Source organism: Chelativorans sp. AA-79 (genome assembly GCF_029457495.1).
GTDB lineage: Bacteria > Pseudomonadota > Alphaproteobacteria > Rhizobiales > Rhizobiaceae > Chelativorans.
The window spans coordinates 148,221-173,377 of the sequence record NZ_CP120363.1 but is presented as its reverse complement, the minus strand read 5'-3'; the positions used below and the strand labels follow the sequence as shown (position 1 = coordinate 173,377).

Annotated in this window: 22 protein-coding genes and 4 pseudogenes; 15 read left to right on the top strand and 11 right to left on the bottom strand. The window is 62.2% G+C overall.

Translation table 11 applies throughout. The annotated features are described in order from the left end of the window. Positions 1-37 precede the first annotated feature (37 nt). From PVE73_RS27980 to PVE73_RS27955, 6 genes are all read left to right on the top strand, one after another. Complete coding sequence (locus PVE73_RS27980) at positions 38-1,453, top strand: transposase family protein (protein WP_277367725.1); 1,416 nt, start codon at positions 38-40, stop codon at positions 1,451-1,453. Next, a complete protein-coding gene (locus tag PVE73_RS27975; protein ID WP_277367726.1) occupies positions 1,447-2,355 on the top strand; it encodes a TniB family NTP-binding protein in 909 nt (302 codons plus the stop codon). Before PVE73_RS27980 ends, PVE73_RS27975 begins: the two co-directional genes overlap by 7 nt. 2 nt (positions 2,356-2,357) lie before the next feature. Beyond that, positions 2,358-3,512: a TniQ family protein gene (locus PVE73_RS27970; RefSeq protein ID WP_277367727.1), complete on the top strand. Its 1,155-nt coding sequence runs from the start codon at positions 2,358-2,360 to the stop codon at positions 3,510-3,512. A 195-nt stretch (positions 3,513-3,707) separates the two neighbouring features. Next, positions 3,708-5,000 carry a hypothetical protein gene (locus tag PVE73_RS27965; protein ID WP_277367822.1) on the top strand — a complete coding sequence of 431 codons (1,293 nt, stop codon included), beginning with the start codon at positions 3,708-3,710 and terminating at the stop codon, positions 4,998-5,000. Between the two features lie 5 nt (positions 5,001-5,005). Continuing rightward, positions 5,006-5,344, top strand: a complete 339-nt coding sequence (locus PVE73_RS27960) for an antitoxin Xre/MbcA/ParS toxin-binding domain-containing protein (protein WP_038655373.1) — start codon at positions 5,006-5,008, stop codon at positions 5,342-5,344. 8 nt (positions 5,345-5,352) lie between these two features. After that, positions 5,353-5,922 (top strand): RES family NAD+ phosphorylase, encoded by a 570-nt coding sequence (locus PVE73_RS27955; RefSeq protein WP_277367821.1) that lies wholly within the window; start codon positions 5,353-5,355, stop codon positions 5,920-5,922. 27 nt (positions 5,923-5,949) lie between these two features. Here the strand turns inward: PVE73_RS27955 and PVE73_RS27950 are convergent, their stop codons facing one another. Next, positions 5,950-7,017: a site-specific integrase gene (locus tag PVE73_RS27950; RefSeq protein ID WP_277367971.1), complete on the bottom strand. Its 1,068-nt coding sequence runs from the start codon at positions 7,015-7,017 to the stop codon at positions 5,950-5,952. Positions 7,018-7,308: 291 nt separating this feature from the next. Between PVE73_RS27950 and PVE73_RS27945 the strand changes: the two genes are divergently transcribed. The 7 genes from PVE73_RS27945 to PVE73_RS27915 all read left to right on the top strand — a co-directional run bounded on the left by PVE73_RS27945 (position 7,309) and on the right by PVE73_RS27915 (position 14,297). Continuing rightward, positions 7,309-8,202 (top strand): hypothetical protein, encoded by an 894-nt coding sequence (locus PVE73_RS27945; protein ID WP_277367820.1) that lies wholly within the window; start codon positions 7,309-7,311, stop codon positions 8,200-8,202. 8 nt (positions 8,203-8,210) lie between these two features. Further along, on the top strand, positions 8,211-8,963 hold the full coding sequence (locus PVE73_RS27940) for a Mu transposase C-terminal domain-containing protein (RefSeq protein ID WP_346772432.1): 753 nt from the start codon (positions 8,211-8,213) through the stop codon (positions 8,961-8,963). Beyond that, the gene (locus PVE73_RS27935) at positions 8,954-9,883 is read left to right on the top strand and encodes a TniB family NTP-binding protein (protein ID WP_277367819.1); all 930 of its coding nucleotides are present in this window, start codon (positions 8,954-8,956) and stop codon (positions 9,881-9,883) included. Before PVE73_RS27940 ends, PVE73_RS27935 begins: the two co-directional genes overlap by 10 nt. Continuing rightward, positions 9,883-10,917: a TniQ family protein gene (locus tag PVE73_RS27930; protein WP_277367818.1), complete on the top strand. Its 1,035-nt coding sequence runs from the start codon at positions 9,883-9,885 to the stop codon at positions 10,915-10,917. The genes PVE73_RS27935 and PVE73_RS27930 overlap by 1 nt, the downstream gene beginning before the upstream one ends. Before the next feature lie 518 nt (positions 10,918-11,435). Next, on the top strand, positions 11,436-12,470 hold the full coding sequence (locus tag PVE73_RS27925) for a DUF1403 family protein (protein ID WP_277367817.1): 1,035 nt from the start codon (positions 11,436-11,438) through the stop codon (positions 12,468-12,470). A 155-nt stretch (positions 12,471-12,625) separates the two neighbouring features. Then, on the top strand, positions 12,626-13,252 hold the full coding sequence (locus PVE73_RS27920; RefSeq protein WP_277367816.1) for an SMC-Scp complex subunit ScpB: 627 nt from the start codon (positions 12,626-12,628) through the stop codon (positions 13,250-13,252). Between the two features lie 67 nt (positions 13,253-13,319). Further along, positions 13,320-14,297, top strand: a complete 978-nt coding sequence (locus PVE73_RS27915) for an alpha/beta hydrolase (RefSeq protein WP_277367815.1) — start codon at positions 13,320-13,322, stop codon at positions 14,295-14,297. Between the two features lie 376 nt (positions 14,298-14,673). Here PVE73_RS27915 and PVE73_RS27910 read toward each other — a convergent pair whose 3' ends face one another. From PVE73_RS27910 to PVE73_RS27895, 4 genes and pseudogenes are all read right to left on the bottom strand, one after another. Next, the gene (locus tag PVE73_RS27910) at positions 14,674-15,150 is read right to left on the bottom strand and encodes a DUF2235 domain-containing protein (protein ID WP_277367814.1); all 477 of its coding nucleotides are present in this window, start codon (positions 15,148-15,150) and stop codon (positions 14,674-14,676) included. A 316-nt stretch (positions 15,151-15,466) separates the two neighbouring features. Further along, on the bottom strand, positions 15,467-16,225 hold the full coding sequence (locus PVE73_RS27905) for a DUF4432 family protein (RefSeq protein WP_277367813.1): 759 nt from the start codon (positions 16,223-16,225) through the stop codon (positions 15,467-15,469). Positions 16,226-16,461: 236 nt separating this feature from the next. Further along, a complete protein-coding gene (locus PVE73_RS27900; RefSeq protein ID WP_277367969.1) occupies positions 16,462-16,749 on the bottom strand; it encodes a TOBE domain-containing protein in 288 nt (95 codons plus the stop codon). 24 nt (positions 16,750-16,773) lie between these two features. Further along, positions 16,774-17,577, bottom strand: a pseudogene (locus PVE73_RS27895) (sulfatase); the annotation flags it as partial. An 85-nt stretch (positions 17,578-17,662) separates the two neighbouring features. Between PVE73_RS27895 and PVE73_RS27890 the strand changes: the two are divergent. Continuing rightward, positions 17,663-18,424: a LysR family transcriptional regulator gene (locus tag PVE73_RS27890; protein WP_277367812.1), complete on the top strand. Its 762-nt coding sequence runs from the start codon at positions 17,663-17,665 to the stop codon at positions 18,422-18,424. Between the two features lie 76 nt (positions 18,425-18,500). Here the strand turns inward: PVE73_RS27890 and PVE73_RS27885 are convergent. After that, positions 18,501-18,662 (bottom strand): annotated as a pseudogene (locus tag PVE73_RS27885) (IS630 family transposase); the annotation flags it as partial. 83 nt (positions 18,663-18,745) lie between these two features. Here PVE73_RS27885 and PVE73_RS27880 point away from each other — a divergent pair. Further along, positions 18,746-19,764 (top strand): annotated as a pseudogene (locus PVE73_RS27880) (IS110 family transposase). Between the two features lie 248 nt (positions 19,765-20,012). On the opposite strand, the pseudogene PVE73_RS27875 reads toward PVE73_RS27880, so the two are convergent. From PVE73_RS27875 to PVE73_RS27855, 5 genes and pseudogenes are all read right to left on the bottom strand, one after another. Beyond that, a pseudogene (locus PVE73_RS27875) lies at positions 20,013-20,799 on the bottom strand (IS630 family transposase); the annotation flags it as partial. Positions 20,800-21,358: 559 nt separating this feature from the next. Further along, positions 21,359-22,528 (bottom strand): ABC transporter permease, encoded by a 1,170-nt coding sequence (locus PVE73_RS27870; protein WP_277367811.1) that lies wholly within the window; start codon positions 22,526-22,528, stop codon positions 21,359-21,361. Next, entirely contained in the window at positions 22,525-23,499 is a 975-nt protein-coding gene (locus PVE73_RS27865) for an ABC transporter ATP-binding protein (protein WP_277367810.1), read from the bottom strand. The genes PVE73_RS27870 and PVE73_RS27865 overlap by 4 nt, the downstream gene beginning before the upstream one ends. 13 nt (positions 23,500-23,512) lie before the next feature. Next, positions 23,513-24,451, bottom strand: a complete 939-nt coding sequence (locus PVE73_RS27860) for an HlyD family efflux transporter periplasmic adaptor subunit (protein WP_277367809.1) — start codon at positions 24,449-24,451, stop codon at positions 23,513-23,515. 47 nt (positions 24,452-24,498) lie between these two features. Beyond that, positions 24,499-25,062 (bottom strand): TetR/AcrR family transcriptional regulator, encoded by a 564-nt coding sequence (locus tag PVE73_RS27855; protein WP_277367808.1) that lies wholly within the window; start codon positions 25,060-25,062, stop codon positions 24,499-24,501. Positions 25,063-25,157: the final 95 nt, after the last annotated feature.

Sequence of the window (25,157 nt, the reverse complement as noted above, 5' to 3'; positions counted from 1 at the left end):
TCCGGGAAAGCCATCCGGCGGCCGAGGCAGATCGAGAATGCCGGCCCGCGTCGACGACATTGTCACCGCTGCAATCTACGACACCTACCTGACGCGGCAAAAGCGTCGGATCGTTCGGCTCGTCGAGGAAGTTCAACTTCGCTGCAAGAAGGCCGGATTGGTGGCTCCATCCGCGAAAACCATCCGCCGCCGTCTTGAGACTATTCGCGCCGAAGAGGTTGCCCGCCGCCGTGAGGGCCCAGGCAGCACTTCCGCACGACGGTTGACCTCGGCAGCCGGACATGGACCGATATCGCACGCACCTCTTGATGTTGTTCAAATCGACCACACGCCGATCGATATCATCCTGGTGGACGAAGTCAGCCGCTTGCCGGTCGGGCGGCCGTGGCTGACGGTGGCGATTGACGTCTATAGCCGTTGCATCACCGGCTTTCTGGTCTCGTTCGAAGCCCCATCGGCCACCAGCGTTGGATTGTGCCTCGCTCACACCGGCATCGAGAAGCAATCTTATCTCGAAGGTCTCGGTCTGGATACCGAGTGGCCCATCGCCGGTATTCCGCGTCTCCTGCATCTCGACAACGCGGCGGAGTTTCATGGCGAAGCTCTTGCACGCGGTTGTCAGCAGCATGGGATCGACCTGGAGTACCGTCCGAAGGGCCAACCGCATTTTGGCGGCGTGATCGAACGCCTGATCGGCACATTGATGGGCCTGGTGCACGATCTGCCGGGTACGACGTTCTCGAATCCGGCCGAACGTGGGACCTATGACAGCGACGCTGCAGCGGTTCTGACCCTGTCCGAACTGGAGCATTGGCTGGCTCTGGCGATCACCGGTCGATATCATCAAGAGGTCCACGAAGGGATCATGGAACCGCCGCTGGCACGGTGGAAGCGCGGCATTGCCGAGCATGGTGCCCCGCGAGCAGTCGGCAATGGCCGGGAATTTCTGGTCGATTTCCTTCCGGTGGTGCGACGAACGATCCAACGGGATGGCTTCACGCTCGACTACATCACCTACTATTCCGACGTTCTGCGCCCATGGATCGCAAACCGGGATCGCTGCCGATCCTTCCTGATCCGCCGCGATCCCCGCGACCTGTCGCAGATTTTCGTGCTCGAGCCAGACGGCCGCAGCTATGTGAAAGTGCCCTGCCGGCGTCTGGAGCGGCCCGGAATCTCGCTTTTTGAGCATCGCCAGGCCGTTCGAATGATCAAGGCTGGCGGTCGGGCCGAGGTCGATGAAGAGGTTATCTTCAGGACGGTAGAGCAGCAGCGCGGGCTGGTGAAAGCCGCGGCACGGAAATCCAGAGCGGCGCGGCGGCAGTTGGCGCGACAGACTCCAACCCCCGAGGCGCCGGTGGATTGTGTGGTTGCTCTGCCGACCATCGGAAATGAAAGCGACGGTGATGATCTGGCTACCGTCCCACCGCCATTTCCGGTGGAAAAATGGTGACAACGGATCTCAACCACCTTGCTCCAGACCTGCGAACGGTTGCCGCGGAAGACGACGCCCAAAGAATTGCGTTCATCCGGGGGCAGTGGTGGATTGGCTATCCCCATGCACAAGCCGCACTCGATCTACTTCGCACGGCCATAGAGAACGAGCCCGGACGCGTTCGACCGCAGTGCTTTCTCCTGCTGGGGCCGACCAACAACGGAAAATCGATGATTGTCGAGAAGTTTCGACGGGATCATACGCCAGCGGCCTTGCCCGGCCGTGACGAGGAAGACATTCCCGTTGTCGTCGTGCAGATGCTGACCGATCCGGGTGTTGCGCGGTTCTACCAGCATCTCCTGGAGGTCCTGGGAGCGCCGGTCCGGAGAACCGCCCGCAAGCATGATCTCGAGGCGCAGGCGTTGTCCATTCTCAAAAGGGTGGGCACCAAGGTCCTCATCATTGACGAGCTGCACAACATTCTCGCCGGTACGTCGCCGGCGCAGCGTGAGTTCCTCAATTTGCTGCGTTTCCTCGGCAACGAATTGCGGATCCCGGTCGTGGGGGCAGGGACCCGGGACGCCTACCTCGCCATCCGTACCGATCCGCAGCTTGAGAACCGGTTCCATCCGATCATCCTGCCGGTATGGGAGGAGGGTGACGAGCTCAGCCGGCTGATCCAGAGTTTTGTGGCGACGTTTCCGCTTCGAAAACCCTCATTTCTCAACTCGGCCGACCTGCAGCGCTGGGTCTTGGCTCGCACCGGCGGGACAATCGGCGAAATCGCTGCTCTTCTGCGTTCGGCGGCTGTCGCTGCGGTGGAAAGTGGAGAGGAGGCGATCAATCAGCGGTCACTCCAACTGATGAAATATTACGGTCCGGCAGAGCGGCGGCGCCTGACTGAGAAGCTGCTGACCTGACGATGGCGACGAGGCTGCCAATACATCCTCAGCCATTGCCGCTAGAAGCTCTGTCGTCATGGCTATGGCGGCTCGCAGATGCATATGACATGGGCGCCGGCGAATTCGCTGAGGCCGCCTTGAGGATCAAGAGGCTGGATATCCGGCTGGTCGATTTCTGGCCATCCGCCGCCTTGATCAGGAAGCTGGCGGAACGCACCGGTGTGGCTTCCGGTCGAATCCGGGCAATGACAATGGCGGCCTACGTACCCTATCTGCTGGACAGGCTGGCGCCGCAAAATGACATCTTTCCCTCCTATTGTTGTCAATTCGGTGCTTTCGAAAACCCAGCCCTGCGGGTGCGCCCGGTGCGGGATGCTTGGTGGCTCCCTTGGCTTTCCGGAGATCTCGCCGGCGGTAAGATGATCGGATGCATTGACTGCCTGCGGAGAGATAGGCAGAGGTTTGGCCGTCTACACTGGCGAGCGAACTGGATGGCGAGTTGTCCGGAGCATGGCGTCCTGCTGCAGGCTGCCAGTCCCGCCGAGCAATCCGAATATCCAGTTCCCCAAGAAGCTGCTGCAGAACTCGCCTCGCTCGACGGCCTGACCCTGCAGGCCATTACGAAGGGCAGGGTACAATTGCCTGGTGGCCGCAATGTTCACGGTGGTCTTTGGCTTCGCGTTCTACGAGGCGTGATTGATGAGATCTGCCGGCCGCGTCGCATGAAGGATCCGGCACGCCCGAAGATCGAGGCGGCGTGGGCGGCTGCAGGTCTGCCCTATCGCCACGCCGTGGGGCGCTGGGGCATTTACGAGAAGCTGGGTCGCCTCGAGCGGGCCAACGTCTTGAAAGTCGCGGCATTGGCCTTGCAGCCGCTGATCCGGGCGGGGTTCAAGCCGGTGAAGATATCAGCAGGCCCGTCGGTGACCGGAGCATCACGCGCCGGCGTCCTCTCTCGGGATTTCGAGCAAATATCGGTCCAAATCGAAAAGATCACCATGCTCGCCCGTGAAAACGCCGATGTTGCGATCGATCTGCGTCGGATGCTCAATCATCAGCCACGCAGCGCACGGTTCGTCGCTCAAACTGACGAAACCCTCGAAAGCCTGGGAATTCCAGTGCTGGCACCGCTTCTGGTTGCTGGGGCGCTCGACTGCGCCGGTCACCCCTACTGAAGACAGCTTTGTCCTGTCAGTGCAGTCCACTGTGACAAATGACAGCCTGAGAGCCGCATTGAAGCCGAATTTACAAACATAGAAGATACGGATAACCGATCGGATGAACGCATCTCAGTAGCCCCGAGTTGCATAATGATTTCTTAGCTTGACATAGGTGAAATCAAAACGTAAATTGCGGGCAGGAGCACGAACATGAGCGAGAACGTCGTCTACCTGCATGGCCAGCCAAAACCGGTCGGTCACTTTTTGCGCCTGGGAACAAGCGGTCACCGGCAGCTTGAGACACTGTTGGGCTCGGGGAAGATGATGGTTCACCGTGCTGTCGTGGAAGCGTCGGCGGCGCTCAGGCAGCACGATCTTCTTACCGCCCTTTCGGATGCCGGCGGCGAACTGATCCTGGATACCAACGTCGCCGAACTCTCGTCGATCGGCCGATTTGGAGGCGCGGCGAGGGCGGCGCCTTGGGCAAATCCGGAGAGTGTCTTGACGGCGGATGATCTGCGACCGAACGCGGACCGGGACGTCATCGGACAAATAGCCCGCTTTGCGGTGAAGTACGGCTTTCATGCCGTGCAGGCACCCTCGCATGTCCTTAACGGCTCGACGGACCAGCTCTTTGCACTCGACTGCGAGGCGACCGCCGCGCTGCGCCGCGCGCTTGACGCTGAAGGGGGCAAGCACATCGGCATCGACTACTCGTTGATGATCAAGAATGCGTCCCTTCGTGATCCTGCTCAGCGCAGAGCGTTCATAGCGGCACTGAAGAATGTGCCGTTCGACAATTTGTGGTTCCGCATCTCCGGCTTCGGCGCTGACGCCACCCCGATGGGATTGCGGCGGTACATCGCCGCGATGATGGATTTTCATAGGCTGGAAGTTCCTATTGTCGCCGATGGTGTCGGAGGCCTTGTGGGCGTCGCCATCGCCGCTTTCGGCGCTGCCGGCGGGATTTGCCATGGCGTTGCGGAGAAGGAACGCTTCGATGCCAGCGATTGGGCGAAGCCGCCTCAAACCGGCGGCGGCGGGCGTGAGAAGCGGGTGCTGATCGGCGGTCTCGATCGCCTGCTCAGCGTGAAACAGGTCGACGCCTTAATGGCGGCACAGGGGGCCAGGTCCTTGCTGAGCTGCCACGATCGGTCTTGCTGTCCGAATGGTCTGAGCGACACGTTGAAGGATCCGAAGGCGCACTATCTACGCCAGCGCGCGCGTCAGATCGGAGAATTATCATCGGTGCCGGAGACACGGCGTCCGCAACACTTCCTTGAAAAAGAGCTGGCGGCCGCAGGGCGGGTCGCGCGGTTGGCTGCGAAGCTCAAGTTATCGGATGAAGGCTTGTCTAAGCTTCTGCAACGCAGTAGCGACCGGCTGGAAAAGATGCATGCGGTGCTGGAATCCTTGAACGGCACGATTGCCGGCCAGCCAAGGGCACCCGTTCCACCGCGGCGACAGGGGAGGGGTGCGAGCGTAGCTTCGCACCGCAGGTAAATGACATGAGCACAGCTGTAGCACGAATTCTGGACGATCTTCGGTCTCGGGGAGGCCTGCAGGGCAAGGACATCGCCAACATTGTCGATGTGTCGACCGCAACTGTGTCGCGGTGGTCGCACGGCAACGGCTCTCCAAATCTTCGAACCCAGACGGTCATTGCCGATCTGCGGTACGTTGTTGACCGCCTGTCTGACTTTTACACTGCCGATGAAACCCGACTTTGGCTGCATTCACGCCATCCGCTTCTCAACAATGAGCGGGCGATCGATCTCATTAACGCGGATCGTACCCAGGAAGTCCTAGCGGTGATCGAACGCCTCGACGCCGGCGCCTACATCTGAGGCGGCGCGTGGAGCGACGAGCGCGAGATCTCGAACTGCTTGACCTGCTTGACACGCACAAGGGCGTGTCATTCGAGGGGGATGTCTGGCGTATTGTCCGCGAGGAGCGCGAGCCGCTGCTTGGCTATCCAGCTGGTGCCCGCTGGGATCCGGGCTCGTTCGATGTGCTCTATACCTCGCTGGAGCGGGAAGGTTCGCTTGAGGAGATCCACTTTCATTTAAGCCGCCAGCCCGTCTTTCCTTCCAAAATTCGATCGGTCCTCCATCGGATCTCGGTCCGCACCAAAAGGACGTTACGGATAGCCAACCTGACCGAGTTGAAGGCACTTGGGGTAACGCCGGAGACCTATGGCTCTCTCTCCTATGAGCGCACGCAGGAGATTGGAGATGTGGCCGCCTTCCTCGGATTCGATGGCATTCTGGCGCCAAGCGCGCGATGGCCGTGTCAGAACCTCGTTCTCTTCACAGAGCACTTCAAACCGGCGGATCTCAGTGTCGTCAGCTCGGAGCCGGTCGATTGGGACGACTGGAAAAGGCGAAGAGACTCGGAACGAAAACAACGAGAGCGCACGTCCTGATCCGGCCCGGGGGAGGGGAGGGGAGTTTTAAAGCCCCGACGCCTTGGTAAGGTTGACCCGAAACCGGTCACGCCGGCGCTGGTATTTGCGGGTCATCTCGGCGGAGGCGTGGCCGAGTTGTTTTTGCACGTAACGCTCATCGACCTCGGCCGAGGAGGCGAGGCCGGCGCGCAGCGAATGCCCGGAAAACAGCAGTTCGCGCTCGCCTTCGGACAGATCGCCGCGCACGCCGGCGGCCAGCGCGGTGCGCTTGACCAGACGGGCGACCTCCTGGTCGTTGAGCCGCTCGGCGCCGACCGCCTTGCCCTGGCCAGTGACGCGGCGGAACAGCGGCCCATGGGCGATGCGGCCGAGCTTCAGCCAGGTCTGCAGCGCCACGACCGGGCAGGTGGCGTCGGAGGAGCCGCGCCCGATCTCGACCTCGCGCCAGCCGGTTTTGCCGCGCAGCGTCACCAGCACGCCCTTGTCCGGGAAGAATTCGATCCAGCCGCGACCGTCCTCGGTCTGATCGCGGCCGACATCCAGCCCGACGATCTCGGAGCGGCGCAGGCCACCAGCGAAGCCGAGAAGCAGCACGGCGCGATCCCGCAGGCCGCGCAGGGTGCCGCGATCCAGCGTTTCCAGCATGGCGATCAGATCTTCGGGCAGCACCGCCTCCTTCTGCCGGGGCGGGGCGGCATGCTTGTTGCGGATGCCGGCCATGACGGTCGCGATATGGCGGTCCTTCCTGTCGAGCGGCTGGCCGCGCTGCGTATAGTTCCACGTCAGCGATGACAGGCGGCGCTCGATCGTCGAGACGGAGTTCGGCTTCTTTTCGCCGGTCGCCGTTCCGGACGCGCAGGCGGTGATGTAGAGCCCGACGACCTGTGGATCCGGCGGCAGGGGATCAAGATTTTGACGCCTGCACCAGGCGCAAAAGTGCTTCCAGTCGGCGGCGTAAGCGCGGCGCGTGTTGGCCGAGCTCGCGGCCTCGACATAATCGCGTGCGCGGCCGGCGAGCGCATCGAGATGCGCCGGCAGTCGAGGATTGGCGACGGCCGGAAGAGGGGAGGCGGCTTCGGCGGACGGCTCTTCCGGCGCGCGGCCCATCTCCATGACGAGATCGACGATGTCGGGCAGGTCGTCGGAATCCGCCGCGGCGGGTTCGGCCGACACCCGCGCGGCTGAAACATTGTCCGCCGGCCCCGTGCTGTGGGACGGTTCCGAGGGTCGCTCGGCGCTATTTTTGGGCTTCTGCTCGACGACAGGGGCTGTCGCTCGCGTTTCGTCAACGGACGACAACTTATTGATCTGGCGCGAATCATATTTGGAGTTCATTGCCGGATTCTAGCCGAATCAGCGGATTTTTGTAACATTCGAGCGGACGAACTTTACGGCGAGGCCGCTGTGGTTCACGGGCCCGACAAGGACACGGTCGATGATGCCGCCTGGAATGAGGCGGTTGCAAGGGAGATCGTGATCCGAAGGCTCGTTTCGCTCGATAGCCCAAGCCGATCCGATTTCTTCCGGGCTTGCTGTGAGCTCGGCCTCAGGCGAACCCGACTTTACGAGCTGATCAGGGCTTATCGGGAGCATCCGGTCACGAGTTCGCTGCTGCCGCGTCCGGCGGGCACGAGAAAAGGCAGCCGCCGGTTGCCGGACGAGACCGAAGCGGTAATCGCCGAAGCGCTCCGGGACTTCTACAAGACGCGCCAGAAACCAAGCATCAGTCGGCTGCAGAAGGAGATCCGCGGGCTCTGCCGCTCGCGTGGCGTGCGCGCACCATCCTGGCATGCGGTGAAGGCGCGGATCGTGGCCACGGACCCCGCCGAACTTACCAGGGCACGGGAAGGCTCGAAGGCAGCACGCGATCGCTTCCGGCCGGTGCCGGGAGAATATACCGCCGAGTGCGCGTTCGACGTAGTCCAGATCGACCACACGCTGGTCGATGTCATTGTCGTCGATCGCCGATATCGCCGGCCACTGCAGCGGCCGTGGCTGACGCTTGCCATCGACATCGCGAGCCGCATGATCGCGGGCTTCTACCTGACGCTCGAGGCGCCGTCGACGGTCTCGGTGGCGCTCGCGATCCAGCACCTCGTGCAGCCAAAAGAGGCCTGGCTCGCAGGGTGGGGATCGATGCGGAATGGCCGATCTCCGGGGTTCCGGACGCGATCCACGTCGACAACGCCAAGGAATTCCGGTCGCGCGCGCTGCGGCGCGGCGCCGAGGAATATGGCATCGACCTCATCCACCGTCCGGTCGCCACGCCCCACTATGGCGGGCATATCGAGCGGCTGATCGGCACCATGATGGGCGCCGTCCACCTCCTGCCTGGCACGACCTTCAGCGACATCGACGAGCGCGGCGGCTACGATTCGGACGCCAATGCAGCGATGACGCTCGATGAACTGGAGCGATGGATGGCGCTCGAAATCACGCGCTATCACGCCGATCGGCATGGAACGCTGGGGATTCCGCCGCTTGCAGCATGGCATGAGGCCGCGGCCCGCCGTGTCAGGCCGGTGCGTCATCCCTATGATCTCGCGGGTTTCATGGTCGATTTCCTGCCCAGCGTGGAGCGGCTGGTGCGGCGTGATGGCATTCACCTGTTCGGTCTTCGCTACTGGGATGACGTGCTGAGCATCTGGGCCGGCCGGCTCGATCGGCCGCTGCGCGTTTCCTACGATCCGCGCGATCTTTCGAAAGTTTTCGTGCGTGCTCCGGACGGTATGCGCTGGCCGGTCCGCTTTGCCGATCTGCGGCGCCCGCCGATCACGCTCGGCGAGCATCGCCGCGCCCGGACCGCCCTGCGGGAGCGCGGTCTGGCGCTGGTCGACGAGCAGCTGATCTTCGAGACCATCGAGGCCCAGCGCGTACTGGTCGATGAGGCGACCTTGCGCACCAAGGCGGCGCGGCAGCTGGCGGAGAAGCGTGAGCGCGCGCTCGGCTCTGCCGCTTCAAACAAATCGCCCGCACCAAACGAGCCCAAGCAAGCTGAGGACGACCGGCCGATCGATTGGAGCAAGGTCCCCGTCTATGCCGTCGAGGAATGGTCGTGAGAGGGGAGGGGACCTACGAGCACCTCGACGAGTGCTACCGCCGCTCTGCCGGGCTGCCTGACGAAGAGCGCATTGCCTGGATCAAGGCAGACCGCTGGATTGGTTTTGAGCAGGCGGAAGCCGCGCTCGTCCGTTTGAATGCGTTGCTGGCCTATCCGCCGCGCGACCGCATGCCTTGCCTGCTGATCTATGGCGACACCGGCATGGGCAAGACCAAGATCGTCCGCAAGTTCGAGCGCGCGCACCCGGCCACTTTCTGCCAGTCGACCGGCGTTACGAACAGACCGGTCGTCGTGGCGCAGGTACCCTCGGAGCCGGTCGAGCGCGACCTTTATCGGGAATTGCTGGCCAGTCTGCAGGCTCCGGCGCTCGTCGGCGGAACGCTTGCCCGTGAGAAGGACATCTGTCGTTCGCTGCTACGCACCGTCGGCGCCAGGATGATCGTGCTCGACGAGGTCAACGGAATGCTGGCGGGAACCTACCGGCAACAGCGGATTTTTCTGAATGCGCTGCGGTTTCTCGCAAACGATTTGCGGATTCCTCTGGTCTGCGCCGGCACCGATCTGGCGCGCCAGGCCTTGCTCACCGACGCGCAGCTCGCCGAGCGCTTCGAGGCGTTTCACCTAAAGCCCTGGAAGAACGATCACGCCTTGGCGCGGCTTTTGAAGAGCCTGGCCGGCATTCTGCCGCTACGCGCGCCTTCTGACCTCGAAAGCGCCGCGGTTCGTGAACGGATCCACATGCTCACCAGCGGCGTCACTGCGCGGATTTTCCGGCTGATCGAAACGGCGGCCGAGGAGGCGATCCGGTCGGGACGGGAACGGCTCGACCTGCTGAGTTTTGGAGACGAACTCGTGCTACCGCTTGTGTCGATGACGCAATCGGCACGCCGGCGGATGCCGCTGGCGGCGGCCGGGTGATGGGGCCGGGTCGTCTGCCTGTCGCGCCGCGGCCCTATCGCGACGAGTTGCTGTCATCCTGGATGGCGCGGGTGGCGTGCCGCTATGGCCTTACGGGGCAGGAGTTGGCCGGTCATTTCGCCCACGACGGCAGTTGCTATTCGTCGCCCTTGTCGATCGACGACAGGACGTTAGCACAGGATCAGACGAGGGTGTGGGCGCAGGCGTGCGGTGTCGACCCCGAGCGACTGCAACGCCTGGCTTTGAGCAGGCGCTATCCGCGACGTCCGCGATCATGGTACGCGAGCCGGGGGCCGGAATGGACACCGATGACAGTGACCGGGTCGACCCCGGTCTGTCTCGCCTGCTTCGCTGCCGATCAATCCGCGGGGCGCGACGGCTATTTGCGAGCCGGATGGATGCTCGCGGAACGCTGCATCTGCCCGGTTCATGGCGAGTTGCTGCACGATCACTGCGTGTCGTGCCACCGGCGTCTTTCCGTGGCTTTTCGCCTGCTTGAAGGCCGCGCGCAGCCTGTCTGCAGCTATTGCGGACTGATTCTGACCGATGGGGGAGGGGAGGGCGATCGGCCGCACGATTCCGCCCTCGTGGCGACGGCGCTGGCCACCCAGCAGCGGATCGCGGCGAGCGTCAACGGTAAAAATCCCGAGCAGGAGCAGTTCGAGAAGGCGCTTGCGAACCTCTGGGCGCCGCTCGATCATCCGGCCGCCGCGCGGCCGGTGCTGGCGCTGTGGTTCAACGAAGTGGGCTGGCGCTGCCCCAATGTCGTCCGGCATGCCGTCGGCGCCAAAACTCCGCTCGGCCTGTTGCCGGTACGGTGGCGCGTCGTCACGCTGCTGGCTCTCGACGATGTTTTCGGCCCTGAACTGCGCGTCGACGGTACGCTGCCGCCTGCCGCCGCGCATCTGGTGCGGCGGGCCGCGCCACGACAGATACGCCTCTCAAGCTCAAGCCGACGGTCGCACGTTCAGCAGCAGCGCTCGGCGGCCGAATACGAGCGCCTGGCCCGTCAAATTCTGGCGGATCCGCGCTGAATCGCAGCGGAAGAGCTGCCTCGGCGAAAGCGGGAGTGTGTTCGGGCGCGCCTGATCGATGCTGCGCTTGCCGAAAACTCGGCGGCGGCGCCCGGGGTGGGACTGCCGCCCCAGCCGCGCTGCGATGCGCAGGCGATTCAGATATCGTGAGACTACACGCCATGTTGCGTAGTCTCACGAAATCCGATTCAGCCAGTCTCACAATGGTGCGCGAGATTTCGAGCGCAGGCACGATTGACGTCGATTTCGGGCATTCTGCTCGACGAGAAAGACTGTCCGCGGCCGCTGTCCGGGAAATGGCCGCGAACCCGGTCCGCTCAATGGATGCGAATTCTCGTCGATCTGACGCCTGAAGGAGGCCGTCCGGCGATGAAAAGCGAGCCACAGAGGCCATTTCCTCTATAAAGACCAAAACGAACGATAATGCAACGTTATCACTCGTTATTTATCCGCGACAGGCGCGGCGGATTGTGGCCTTTACGGTTGCAAAAAGCGCCGCCATCATTCATCGTGTTTCGATGTTTCTGCGTCCGAAACCCTCGCTGCTTCGCCACGGCGCCCTTCCCGGCTCTGCTTCGGCCGTGCCGATGGCGGCGGTGCCGGCCTGGTTGCGCAGGGCCGCCCCGGAGGCGCAAAGCCTTGCCGGAAACGGCGTAGGGCTAAATGCCCTTGAGGATGTCGCGCTCGTCTCCGGCGCCGCCATCGGTGCGCTCGATGCGGTAGTCCGCCGGCAGGAGCGGTGGGCCGGCGCCTGGAGGCAGCGCCTGGCACTGTCGGCGGCCGCGATAACGGCAAAGCAGGCTGGCCGCATCGAGAATGAAGCGGCGCTGCGCGATGCCGTGCTGCTCACACGACCGGGCGACAATGTCGGGCCCGCCGGTCGTTTGCTGCTCGCCTGGCGTCGGCTGGCGGCACGGCCCGCGGCGGAACTTTTGACGGAGAAAAACCTCGCTGCGGTGCTGGAAGAGTTCGGCCACGCCCCGGACGATGCGGTGCTCAGCGATCTGGCGGATGATGTCCGGCAACTCGGCGCCGGTATCGGAATGGTCGGCATGCTGACCGGCGCGTTCATCGCCACCGAACGACACGATTTCGGACGCGCCTTCGGATGCTGGCTCGCCGACGCCCTGCAGGCGCAACGGCTGGGTTGGGCACATGCTATGCCGCTATTGGGCGCCGAAGCAGCCTTGGGCATGGGTTCCGGTCGCCCGCGTCGCATCACGGCCGCCCTTGCGGCAACTGGTATCGAGGCTGGCTCCGATCTGGCGAAAAACCTGCTCGCCGCTCAGGTTCGTTCCGCGCTGCGCGCCATCGATCTTTTCGTGGAGTTCGAGCGCCGGGCAGACCGGCTGCTTGCCGTTGCGCCGAAACTCCGGGCCAAGGCGGCGGACGCCGTTGTCGAAAGGCTCCTGTCAGACGATGCGATCGTCGCCTCGCAAAAGATCGCGGGCATGAGCGACCGTGGCCTGCGTCGCCTGTTCGACCGGCTGGTCGAGCTCGGCGCCATCCGCGAGCTGTCGGGCCGACCAACCTTCCGCATCTACGGGCTCTAGACACAATGGCTGAGGGCGCAACGAAGGGGCGAAGGGGAGGGCAGGGAGGCGAAGGCCGATCAGGCGAACGACGATCAGCTGACCAGCGCCCAGGAGACCGCCTGTTTGACAGGGAGCTGGATCATCTGCCGCCCGAGGCGCGCTGGCGGGAATGGATGCATCGGGTCGAAGCAACGATCTTTGCGGCGAGCGAACCGGTCACGCGCGAAACGCTGGCCCGCATCGTCGGAAAAAGCTGCAGCATCGATCTGCTGATCGACGATATTCGCGAGGAACTGCGCGGGCGCCCCTATGATCTGGTCGCCGTCGCAGGTGGGTGGAAGCACCTCACCCGCCCGGTCTATGCCGACGCCATCCGAAGTGCATTTGGCACTGCCGCCGGCGGCAATGGGCGTGCCGGAGACCTGACGCAGTCGGAGGTGTTGGTGCTGATGTGTATCGCTTATTTCCAGCCGATTACGCGCGGAGAACTGTCGTCGTTTTTTGGGAAAGAAGTTTCGCGCGACGTGATCGGCCATCTGCGCGGCGCCGGCTTTATCGCCTCCGGGCCGCGCAGCCCGACACCCGGTGCGCCTTACACCTACGTCACGACCAAAGAATTTCTGCTCGAGTTCGGCCTCGACACGTTGCGCGACCTGCCGGATTTCGAGGCGCTCGAAGATGCCGGGCTGCTTTCAAAGGAAAAGCTGCTGTCGGGAGATATCCCGGTCGGTCTGGCGAGCGGAGAGGACAACGGTGAAGAACAACCAGAAGACGATATCGTCGAGGACAAGCTATCTTGAGCGGATCGTTGCTGTTATGGCCAGGATGACTAGGCAGAAACGTTCGCATTCCTGAGAAGGAAAAGTTTTGCTCAGACTGAAGGTCTTCCCGAACATGCAAGGATCCTGGGCAGTTTTTCGTGCTCCGTTGCAGCGCCTCTCGCACGAGGTTGTGTTTGGCCTCCAGCTACTTGCCGTCGGCGTCTCGCTTTCAGCCTGTGCAAGCCAGCCGGGTCCCGAAATTTTGGAGCCGGTGCAAGCCCAGGCCGACGGAGCGCAGATCGTCACCGTCTACACAGCAACCACCCGCGCCAGGGAGGCGCCCGGCGTCACCCGGTTCACTGGCGAACGCGCGCGGCAGACGAATTACGCCACCTTCGACATCTCGCTGCCGCCTGGCAGGCAGCCGGGGAAAATTGACTGGCCACGGAATCGACCGGATCCGTCAAGGACGGTCGCGGTCGTCGATCAGCATGGTTTGGACGAGCGCGAGTTTCTCGCGAGACTCTCGGCCTCGGCGCGATCGACGCAAGGCGAGGTCTCCCTCTTTGTGCATGGCTACAACCAGAATTTCCAGCAGGCGCTCTTCCGGCTTGCGCAGATGGTCGGGGACAGCCAGCAGGAAACTTCATCCATATTGTTCGCATGGCCCTCGCAGGCCACGGTTGCAGGGTATGTCGCCGACCGCGACGCAGTTATCTATTCGCGCGACTATCTCGTGGAGATGCTCGCCGCCCTTGCCCGCGATCGCAATGTATTTAAGATCAATCTTTTCGCACATTCGATGGGCGGCCTGCTGACGGTCGAGGCGCTGCGGCAACTGCGTCTGACAGGCCAGGATCGTGTTCTCGACCGTCTTCAGGTGGTGCTCGCCGCACCCGACATTGACGCTGACGTGTTCCGTGCCCAGATGAACGTCGTCGGCCCGATGGAGATGCCGTTGATCGTACTCGTTTCGCCGGACGACCGAGCCCTTCTGGTTTCGCAGCGTCTGGCGGGGCAGCACGAGCGCGTGGGCGCTCTCGATGTCAACGATCCGCGCGACAAGCCAATGTTGCCTTCATAGATATTTCCTCTCTCGACACGTTGGATCCCCTGAACCACAACCGCTATGCGCTTGTTGCCTCGATTTACGCGCGACTCGAGGAAACGGGAGACTTGAACGCGGGACAACCGCTTCGGCGGGCCGGCGCTTTCGTCTTCAAATCAATTGGTTCGACAATCTCAAGCCCATTCGTTCTCGTTGGAAAGGCGCTGGCCGGCGATTGAGACACCGTGCGAAGGCGAGGGACATCGCAATTGTGAGGGTAATGAGCCCTGCGGAAGTTATGGTTAGACCAGTGTGCGCGCGCGGATCTGAACCGGGATTGATATGCTCAGCTTGCTCGTTCAGTGCCGAGAGTAGCAAGCGACTTCAATCGCCCAATTGGCCGGCAGGCGCTTCAGCGCGTGGCGCGAACTGATATGACCGCCCTGCGCATGATCCGGGAAGGTGTCCTTGCCGGAAAGCAGCACTGCAAGGGCGCGCCCTGGATTATCAGCCGCAAGGACGTCGAAGCCCCAAGGGGCGCTCCCGGTTTCACGAGACCATACTTCGCGATAAATCCCGCCAAACTTCGAGCAGTAAACGCCCCTCGACTGAAACCGAAAATGAAAATCTCGTCTTCCGGATTGTATTGGCCCACAAGCCACTCATAGGCGTCAATGACATTGGCCGCGACGCCCTTGCCGAATATCCCGCCCCAAAGTCCATTCACGCCAATATTATAGTGGGTGACCTGGGGGACCCCATCTCGCCCATGCGCTGCACACAAAGCGGCAAGACGCCAGACGTTCGTGTTGCTCTTCGTATTATTCCACGTTCCGTCAAGGAAGATCGCAATGCGCTTCCTTGGGGAGCGCACGCTTGCATTCGACATCGGCGCGCCTCGCTAAGTAGAATCGTCCACTGAGACTACCACGGCGCGGTGGCCGAGCGTGTTCCAGATTTTCACTTTGGGAGCTTGATTGCGATAACCAGCCGGTCGCCAAAGCTATCCTAGAGAACTTTCGCAATTCAGGGCGAAGCCGCCGTTTTGATCGCGCTCCCGAGGTGTGAAATGTTCACGCTTCATGCCTCAAGAGTCGCATAAAAGGGCAGTTTGGAATATCTGCGCTCGGACGCAGTCCTGCCCCTGTTGCAATTGCCGCGCCGATCACATGCGGCTGCGCAAACTCCCGGAGCAATTCCCGCGATCATGGAACGTTGTCGGGTAACAGGTGAGGGACCGCTTCGGCGAGGATCACTTCGATCTCGAATCGAAGCGACCTGCCCGGTTCGATCAAGGGCGCGCTCGTGTTCCTGCCGTCTTCCGAACTAGCGATCGAGCAGGGCTCGACAGACAGCACGCCGCAACCAGGCCGCAGGTCTCGCCAGAGTTGAAGCCAAGGCAAGGTATCGCTCGACCAGTGGAACGCGACGATCGGTCCACCGCCACCGACGCGGCAGACTGCTCGGCCAGGAGAGGCCGTATGCAAAGTCGGTTGCGAGGGAGCCGGCTCGTGCCGTGGCAGAGGGCCTGCCACTACGACGCCGTCGAGGCTGATTTTGGTGCCCTCCTGATGCAGCGGATGGCCGAGGTTGAAGTGATAAAGCGCCATGATTGGTGCCGGATCGGGCCCGACCACCTCGACCGTATCAACGATTCGAAGCGTCGAGCCGCCAATGGGAGCCTCGATGCGACGATGAAGCCGATGGCCGCTGCCGCCGAACGTCCACACGACGAGCTCGCCCTCGCAGTAGAGGAGAGGCTCGGCCGTGTTCCAGTCCTCACCGTAGCTGTTGAGACGCGCCGGCGTGAAAGGCGCCGAGCCATGCAGGGGATGCCCGTCCGCCGGTTGGCGGATGTGTTCGAACCCACAGGTGTTGAGAAAGCCCCCGAAGGCGCGGTTGAAAGCGCGATCGCCTGTGCCACCTCGGGCGAATGGAATCCGGAAACCCGCCGGCTCTGCCACGCGAGTTGAATGCCACGCCACGACAGGGTGGCGATGTCCATTCCCCGTCCCGCGGTGACCCAGAAATCGAGGCCGCCACCGGTCGAGAAGGCAAGCGTCTCGATGCCCGCTTCGGGCCCATCCGACAGGACAAAACGCCTGACGCTGGCGACCTGCCTCAAATCACCGACAAGCGCGCGTAGCGCCTTCTTCGTCGGCGGTGTCGCGGTGCGTTTCGCTGTCATGGGTGCCGGAATCTATGTCTTCGCCACGCGTAGGCCCGATAGATCGAAGAGGTGCCACCCCTCGGCTGTCGGCCTGACGTGGATGATGGCGCCGACCCCTATGCCGTCGCTCAGGGTACGCCCTTCGGCCGGCAGCTTGACGGTCAACTGTCCCGCATCGATGGTTCCGAAGACAAAGACGTCCGACCCGGTGTATTCGACGGCGCGGATCGCCAGAGGCACGGTCCCGGCGAGCGGCTCGATTGAAACGTCGAAGGCTTCCGGTCGGATGCCAATCGTATACTCGCCGCCGTTCGGCATCTCCGCTTTCCTTGCGGGCAGCGTCCACAGATCGTGCTCGTCGAAATAATCGAGCAGCTTACCGAAATAGGCGTCGCACATGGCAACGAGTGCGGCGTAATTCGCCCTGATTTCGGCGATCTCGGCCTGGTTCTCCCGGACGGGAGCATATTTGGGCCAGTCGAGGATCGGGCCGTTATAGGCGGTGCGATAGGCGTCCTTGTATCGGTCGGGCGCATGGAAGGGTTCGTGCGGATCAAAGCACTCCAGATGCAGCATCCAGTTGTCGGCGCCGCGGTTGTCATCCAGGAAGCGGAACGTCCGCTCGAAGCATTGCGGGCCGGGAAATTCCTCTTCCAGTGCGATCTTCTCGCGATTGATCTGGTGCTGCCGCCGCTTGGGCTCGGTCGGCAAATTGTAGTGTCGGTCCGAATACATGTCCTTGAAGCGCTCGATCGGAGGTTCGAACATTGCGATCCACGGGTCATACTCCTGGCCGCGGACGAATTCCCATGTCCGGTAACGGCTGTGATAGGTCGCCCCGCCGTCCTCGAAATAATGGAAATGATCGCTGATGAGGTGAGTGTAGACCCCCGAAGCTTTCAGGATTTACGGCATCGAATTGTCGAAAGGCTCAAGCGGCCCCCACGAGCGGTGCATGAAGTTCAGGCGGCCGGTATGAATGTCCCGGCGCGCCGGCATGCAGGGAAGCGAACCCGCATAGTGCTTGTCGAAGGTCACGGCGCGGCGCGCGAACCGGTCGAAATTCGGCGTCGCTACCTGCTCGCCGCCATAGCAGCCGAGTGCTGTGCGATTCAGCGAATCGAAGAGCACGAAGATCGCACGCATGCAGTTCCTCCCATTCGCGACGATCGTAGACGTGCCGGAGCGGAGAGGGTAATAGTTCCCGATATATTGGATATAACTGAAAACTATGGATCAGATCTGGCGCATTCGGCACTTCCTCGCAGTAGCCGAGTTCGGCAGCGTCCAGAGCGCGGCGCGCAACCTCAACATAAGCCAACCGGCGCTGTCGAAGTCGCTGCGGCTGCTGGAGGAGCATCTGCGCACGCCGCTCTTCGACCGGTCGGCACGCGGTGTCGTTCTTACCGAGATGGGACAGGTCTTTTACAGACGTGCGCGCGACATCCAGGCCGAATGGGACGGATCACTGATCGAACTCAGCGCGACGCGCGACGGCGCGCAGGGGGAGCTGCGCATCGGCATCGGCCCGACCTACGCAGTAGTGTTTATGCCACGTGTATTAGGCCGGCTTACACGCGACTACCCCAATCTGCGTGTCTCGGTGCGGACGGGGATGGGGACCCTGCTCATCCCCGCGCTGCAGGCCGGCGAGATCAGCCTCTATGCGGGCGGCTTGCGGAGGCCGGACGAGGCGAGTGGCGATACGCTAGAGGAACTCTTTCTCTACGACCAGTCGAACTGCATCGTCGCTTCGAGCACCGCTCCGCTGGTCTCGCATTCCGACGTTCCAGTGGAGGAACTGGCACGGTGTCCCTGGGTGATGCTCAGTTACGACAGCATCGCCCGGGAGCAGATTGACCGGCTTTTCAAATCCAGAGGAATACTCGGGCCGAAATCCGTCGTATCCACGGAATCGCTTGGACTGGCCCTGGAACCTGGTGCGGGGAGATGGCTTCCTGACAAGTCTGCCTCGACCGCTCCTACACCTTGACATCAATACCGATTTGTCAGCGCTGAACGTGCGCGGCTACGAGTGGTCAATCAGGAGCGGCGTCACCTAGAGCGTTTCACGTTTTGACGGAAGCGTATCCTGCGTTGGTGAGATAGTTCTGGCATTCGACGGGTTCGATGGTCTGGACGAGCTGCCCGAGGTGGCGCCAGGTGTCCTCGATCGTGCGCTTCTGGGCGTGGCGCATCCAGTGCTTGATCTTGGCGAAGGCCTGCTCGATTGATGGTGTGGATGGCTCCTGCTCCAACCGGCGTCGCGATGCGCCATGATGGGATGTCATTGTCCCAACAGGAGGAGCCATCCATGTTCGAAGTTAGCACAGTCGGCGTTGATCTCGCCAAGAATGTCATCCAGGTTCATGGGGTCGATGCCGACGACAAGGTTGTGGTGAGGCGTCAACTCCGGCGGAAGCAGTTTCTCTCGTTTTTCGAAGGCCGCCCCAGATGTCTGATTGGCATGGAGGCCTGCTCTGGGGCGCATCACTGGGGACGGCGGTTGCAGGAGATGGGCCACGAGGTGCGGCTGATGCCGCCGTCCTACGTGAAGCCCTACGTCAAGCGCGGCAAGACCGATGCGGCCGATGCCGAAGCGATCTGCGAGGCGGTGACGCGACCATCGATGCGGTTCGTCCCCGTGAAGAGCGAAGCGGATTCCGCAGCGCTCATTCTGCACCGGGCGCGGGACTTCCTCGTCGGGCAGTTACGCAGACGGGCAATGCGATCCGGGCCCACATGGCCGAGTTCGGGATCGTGACGGCGAAGGGATCGAAGCGCCTCGCGGATCTGGCAGAGGAGCTGGACACCTTGCCGGAGGCGGCTCGCCTGCCGCTCCGGGCACTGTTCGATCAACTCGCCGAGACGCAGGCGCGGATCGACAGGCTGACAGACGAGATCGAGGAGGTTCACCGGCAGAACGACGTGAGCCGACGACTGGCATCAATCCCGGGAGTCGGTGTTCTGACCGCGACGGCCATCGCCGCGACGACGCCGGATGTCGGTAACTTCTCCTCCGCCCGGGACTACGCCGCCTGGCTCGGTCTCACGCCGAAACAGCACTCAACCGGCGGCAAGCCGAGGAGCGGCGGTATCTCGAAGATGGGCAACCGATACATTCGACGCTTGCTATACCTGGGCGCCATGGCCCAGATCATGGTCCGGCGCAGGAGCCGCCACCCGGGAACGGACTGGCTGTCGCGGAAGCTGGCGACCAAGGAGACCAGGGTCGTCGCGATCGCATTGGCGAACCGCATGGCGCGGACGATCTACGCGCTTCTGCGCGATGGAACGAGCTACAGACCGCGGGGCGGGGTGATGCCCGCCTGAAAGTGGCCTGAAGGAATGGTAAGGCGCAACGTGAGGTGATGGCGAACTGACGGAGAGGACAGAACGGGACACCCCGATGAATCCGAAGCGACTTCGAAGCGCGTTCGATTGAGTGGGACCCGCACGTCCGGCGGAAATTCATCATGGCGCGCAGCACATCTGCTGCAGACAGACGCCGAATACATGGCCGCAGCCGACCAGTCGTCGAAAGCTCACAAAACCCTTGCCATGCAGGAGCCATCCATACACGGATTGAGGTCGGGCGAGTATGGGGGCAGATACCAGAGCCTTGCGCCGGCGGCTTTGATCATCTGCCGGACGGCGGCCGACTTGTGCGAGCCGAGATTGTCCATCACGACGATGTCGCCTGCCGCAAGGACGGGCACCAGCTGCTGCTCGATGTAGGCCCGGAAGCAGACCCCGTTGATCGGTCCGTCGAAGACGCAGGGAGCCGTGAGCCGGTCGTGCCGCAGGGCGCCGACGAAGGTCAGGGTGCGCCAGTGGCCGTGCGGGGCGAAGGCGCGCAGACGCTTGCCCCTTTCGCCCCAGCCATAGCGCGGCGCCATGTTGGTCTTGATCCAGGTCTCGTCGAGGAAGACGAGCCGCGCGGGATCGAGCGTGTGTTGACGAGAGCGCCATCGTCGCCGCCTGCCGGCGATGTCGGCACGGGCCTGTTCAAGCGCCAGAACCGTTTTTTTTGAAGCGCAGTCCCTCGCGCCGCAGGAACTGCCACACCGCGTTGTGCGACACCCTCACGCCGCGGGCTGCCAGCTCGTCCTTCAGTCCGTGCAGCGTCACGTGCGGCGTCTGGCGGATCCGCTCCACAATGAAGTCCCGGTGGGGCTCCAGGACCGGCTTGCGGTACCCGCCCATCCTGGCGGGCGCCACCGACCCCGTCGCCCGGTAGCGCTGCGACCACTTCACCACCGAGGACACCGAAACCCCGAACCGGGCCGCCACCGACCGGCACGGCTCGCCAGCCAGAACCGCCTCAACGACGCGCTCGCGAAGATCGTTGGAAAGAGGTGCTGTCATCAGATGCTGGCCTCCACCCCAGCCAGCATCTTGAATCACAAAACACGCCGAACAGGAATCCCCGCCGATTCAGATAAACAAGGAAACGCTCTATCGCAGTTCGATGCGGTCACTTGCTCCGGTAAGTTCGATACTGCGCATACTGAGGGAAGATGTTGCTGGACTGGGCTTGGCCAAGCCGGCTGAAGAGTAGTCGCGTTGGCGTTGAGGATGTCGCATCGCGGTTGCGATAGACAATTTCGAGGAAGCCGATTTCGATCAGTTCGGCGTTCGCCGAGGATCTCTCCGTCCGACCCACTGGCGCATGGATGCGGTGGGTGCCACGATGCAACCTGTGCAGGAGGGTGAGCGGCGGATGAACCATGGGCATCGAGCACCATGAGATTCGTCTGCCGCCGTCATGATGATCCGTTCAGCGCAACGCACAGCGCTCGTCGTCCGCGATCACCATGGAGCACCCGCCCCGATGGCGCTGAGTTGAATTTGGCCCCAGGATCGGCTGAAATGCCCTGTCATCCTGTCATCCAGCCGCCAGCGGCGTCGCGGTCGGCCGGTCCGCTCAGTCCAAAGTCTGGCTAAACCGATTGACAGCTACCGCCATCGCAACAAGCGTGAACAGGCCAAGAGCGCCGACGGGTATCGCGAGATGTGACAGATCACTTCCTTTCAACATGATGCCGCGAACAATCCTGAGATAATGGGTCATAGGCAAGGTCTCGCCGATCCATTGGGCCCAGTCTGGCATGCCGCGAAACGGAAACATGAACCCCGATAGGAGGATGTTGGGCAGAAAGAAGAAGAAGGACATCTGGACGGCCTGAAGCTGGTTCGAGGCTAGCGTCGAGAACGTGTAGCCGACGGCAAGATTTGCGACGACAAAGAGCGTCGTGAGCGCCAACAGCAGTGCAAGACTTCCGACGATCGGGACGTCGAAAAGCAGCCAGGCCGCCGACAGGATCAGCACCATCTGGAATGCGCCGACAAGAACGTAAGGCGCGATCTTTCCGAGCATGATCTCGACCGGCCTGATCGGCATTGCCAGAAGGCTCTCCATGGTTGAGCGCTCGATCTCGCGCGTGACTGAAAGCGCGGTGAAGATCAGCATGGTCATCGACAGGATCGTACCCATCAGCCCCGGAACGATGTTGAGATGTGTGTCCCCAGCCGGATTATAGCGTCGTTGGACCCGAATCTCGTATGGTGGAGGCCTCGCGGCGAGCGCCGCAGTTGGTCCGATAAGATCGCGCTCGAAAGCCCGCGCTGCGATCGCGTCCAGAGCCCCGACAGCGTTCACGGTGGCGGAAGGGTCCGTGGCATCGGCGATAACGAGAAGTGCGGGTCGCTCGCCGCGAACGAGCTTTCGGCCAAAATCCGAAGGTATTTGAACGCCGAACTGTACGGCTCCCGACAGGATCAAGTCGTCGAGTTCACTTTCACTCGCCACCCTTTCGCGAATGTCGAAATAACCTGTCGTCCGCATCGCCGCGAGGAAAGACCGAGTGAAGACGCTTTCGTCCTGCGCCAGGACCGCTGTTTGAAGTTCCTTCGGATCGGTGTTGATCGCATAGCCGAAAAGAAGAAGCTGGACGAGGGAGATGAAAATCATCGAAACAAGCGTCACCCGATCGCGTCGCAACTGGATGAATTCCTTCACAAGGACCGCAACAAACCGCCGCCACGCTGCCACCGGTCCTTGCCTGGTTCGCGGGTATCTCGGCGCCGAGGTCATTCGAAGTTGTCCCGGGCGCGGTCCATCAGGTCGATGAATACGTCTTCGAGCGTCGGCTGATCGCGGCGCCAGCTGTAGCGTTTGTCGGCTCTTGCCGCCTCTGTGGAGTGCATGAGCAGAGTGGGGTCTCGCCCCGCCACATGCAGCGCCGAACCGAAAGGCGCGACCATGTCGACCCCCGGCCGCTCTCGAAGCATGTCGGCAAGTTGGCGCAAGGCGATACCGGTCACTGTCCAGGTCTCAAGACCGGACTGCGCGACGACATCTGCAACTGTTCCCTCGGCAAGAAGGCGACCGTAGGCGATATAGGCGATCTCGTGGCAACGCTCGGCCTCGTCCATGTAGTGCGTCGACACGAGCACCGTAAGGCCTTCTGCCGCGAGTCGATGGATCTCATCCCAGAAATCACGTCTCGCCTTCGGGTCGACACCGGCCGTCGGTTCGTCCAGAAGAAGAAGTTGCGGGCCCGGCAGAATACTGGCGCCAAGCGCGACACGCTGCTTCCAGCCGCCGGACAGCTCGCCGGAAAGCTGATTCGCCCGGTTCTCCAGTCCGAGGCGTCGCAATGCATCCCCTGCTGCTCCTCGCGGATTTTCGAGCCCGTGAATGCGGGCGACAAACTCAAGGTTCTCGCGGATCGAAAGATCCTCATAAAGGGAGAAGCGCTGCGTCATATAGCCGACATGACGCTTTATCTCGTCGGATTGGGTGAGAATGTCATAGCCCAGACAGGTCCCACGGCCAGCATCGGGCGTCAGCAGGCCACAAAGCATGCGAATCGTCGTGGTCTTGCCACTGCCGTTCGGACCGAGAAACCCGTAGATGAGGCCGCGACGCACTCGGATTGCGAGGTCGGATACCACGGTTCGGCCATTGAAAGATTTCGTCAGCCCGGAAACTTCGATGGCGACGTCTTCGGAAAACGTCTCTAAGACATTCACTGGTTGTGGGGAACCGGGGGTCGCGCGCATGACAACTAACCCTTCATTCACTATCGACCGTCGGAGCCACGGTGACCGGAAGGCCCACGGGCAGGGCATGTTCATTCCCGATCAGGCGAGCTTCGACCTTGAACACCAGCTTCGAGCGCTCTTCCTCGCTGAAAATGACAGGCGGCGTGAACTCGGCCTCCCTCGCGATAAATGCGATCCGGGCCTTGATGTCAGGCGGGCATCCGTCACACATCACCAGCACTTCATCGCCAAGCGAAAGGGCAGACAGCGAAGGCACAGGCACAAAAAATCGGATTCGCAGATTGCCGCCAGGCAGCAGAGCGAGCACAGGGGTACCTGCCGGTACCATCTCGCCGGCACTGTAGAACACGTCTTCCACACGGCCGTCCCGGGGCGCCTTGACTTCCGCTTTGGTGAGGCGCCGGTCGACCTCGGCCAGCGCTGCCTTTGCTGCATCGACCGCGGCTTCAGCGGCCTGAATTTCATTCTTGCGGCCGCCAATTCCCGCTGCCTCAATCTGTTGCCGAATTTCCGCATGCGCCGCGCTATCCCGTTGATGCGCTGCTTCGGCTTGCTCCAATAAGGCCTGAGACGTTACGCCCTTGCGGAAGAGCTCGCGCTGCCGTGCCAACTCGAGCGCGGAGAGGTTCACAGCTGTTGCGGCGCGGCGCTCAGTTGCCCTCAGAACCTCGATCTCTTCAGGCCTCTGTTGGGGAGCCCTGACATTTCGCAGCCTTGCTTGCGCCTCGCGCAGACGTGCTTCCGCCTGCTGACGTTGCGTGTCCTTTAGAGTAGTATCTTGACGGAACAACGTCTGATTCCGTTGGACATCGTCTCCAGCATCGACGTTCATCTGCGAGATCGTTCCCCCTTCTTCCGCGGAGGGATAGATCATCCGACCTTCGACATAGCCTTGGAACCGGGGTGACGGGGCATCGTTTTTGATGTTTGTCAGGAACAGAGCTGGCAATGCCACTCCTGCTGCTATGATCATAAAACCCGTTCGACGCATTGCTATTAGTCCGACCGCATCGCCCGTTGCAGCAGATCGAGATGGGTTTCAATCATGGCTCCCAAATCGAGAGGCTCAATGTCCTGGAACAGATCGTTCCAGGTTATCGCCACCAGGACTGATGCGACCGCAAGCTGTGGAAAGCGAACCAGGACTTCCGATGCGAATTCGCCCCGCTCACACGCGCGCTGCGTTATTTCCCTCAGAAACTCCATAACGGGATGCACGAGTTCCCGATGGCAGAAGGCCGCAATCTCCGGAAAGCGACCGACCTCCGAAAGGATGAGGCGCGCGATAACTTCCCGATCCGTGCCAAGAAATTCGCTTCGGACCCAGTGGGAGAGGAGATCAAGCACTGTCTGCGCCGGGAGATCCTGCGCCAGCAATTCAGTTCGCAAGGAATCGACGGGTAGCACAATGGCGGACCGGATCAGCTCTTCGAACACAGCTTGCTTCGACGGGAAGTAGAGATAGATCGTGCCCTTCGCGATACCCGCCCTGGTTGCGATATCCTCAAGACGCGTTGCGCCGAGACCTTTCTCGGCGTAGGCGCCTAGCGCCGCGCTCAATATCGATTGAAGCCGTGCTTGGCGTTCCTCGTCGGAACGCGCCGCCCGAAATTTCTGAGCCATAAAAGAAATATAGTGACTGAAACGTCAGTCAG

What these genes read in the sequence shown, in the direction of transcription:
- PVE73_RS27920 (WP_277367816.1), top strand. Translation starts at nt 12,626, where the DNA reads ATGCATCGGGTCGAAGCAACGATCTTTGCGGCGAGCGAACCGGTCACG.
- PVE73_RS27940 (WP_346772432.1), top strand. Translation starts at nt 8,211, where the DNA reads ATGATGGGCGCCGTCCACCTCCTGCCTGGCACGACCTTCAGCGACATC.
- PVE73_RS27925 (WP_277367817.1), top strand. Translation starts at nt 11,436, where the DNA reads ATGTTTCTGCGTCCGAAACCCTCGCTGCTTCGCCACGGCGCCCTTCCC.
- PVE73_RS27975 (WP_277367726.1), top strand. Translation starts at nt 1,447, where the DNA reads ATGGTGACAACGGATCTCAACCACCTTGCTCCAGACCTGCGAACGGTT.
- PVE73_RS27890 (WP_277367812.1), top strand. Translation starts at nt 17,663, where the DNA reads ATGGATCAGATCTGGCGCATTCGGCACTTCCTCGCAGTAGCCGAGTTC.
- PVE73_RS27965 (WP_277367822.1), top strand. Translation starts at nt 3,708, where the DNA reads ATGAGCGAGAACGTCGTCTACCTGCATGGCCAGCCAAAACCGGTCGGT.
- PVE73_RS27910 (WP_277367814.1), bottom strand. Translation starts at nt 15,150, where the DNA reads ATGTCGAATGCAAGCGTGCGCTCCCCAAGGAAGCGCATTGCGATCTTC.
- PVE73_RS27930 (WP_277367818.1), top strand. Translation starts at nt 9,883, where the DNA reads ATGGGGCCGGGTCGTCTGCCTGTCGCGCCGCGGCCCTATCGCGACGAG.
- PVE73_RS27900 (WP_277367969.1), bottom strand. Translation starts at nt 16,749, where the DNA reads ATGCCGAACGGCGGCGAGTATACGATTGGCATCCGACCGGAAGCCTTC.
- PVE73_RS27865 (WP_277367810.1), bottom strand. Translation starts at nt 23,499, where the DNA reads ATGCGCGCGACCCCCGGTTCCCCACAACCAGTGAATGTCTTAGAGACG.
- PVE73_RS27870 (WP_277367811.1), bottom strand. Translation starts at nt 22,528, where the DNA reads ATGACCTCGGCGCCGAGATACCCGCGAACCAGGCAAGGACCGGTGGCA.
- PVE73_RS27980 (WP_277367725.1), top strand. Translation starts at nt 38, where the DNA reads ATGCCGGCCCGCGTCGACGACATTGTCACCGCTGCAATCTACGACACC.
- PVE73_RS27960 (WP_038655373.1), top strand. Translation starts at nt 5,006, where the DNA reads ATGAGCACAGCTGTAGCACGAATTCTGGACGATCTTCGGTCTCGGGGA.
- PVE73_RS27935 (WP_277367819.1), top strand. Translation starts at nt 8,954, where the DNA reads ATGGTCGTGAGAGGGGAGGGGACCTACGAGCACCTCGACGAGTGCTAC.
- PVE73_RS27970 (WP_277367727.1), top strand. Translation starts at nt 2,358, where the DNA reads ATGGCGACGAGGCTGCCAATACATCCTCAGCCATTGCCGCTAGAAGCT.
- PVE73_RS27950 (WP_277367971.1), bottom strand. Translation starts at nt 7,017, where the DNA reads ATGGAGATGGGCCGCGCGCCGGAAGAGCCGTCCGCCGAAGCCGCCTCC.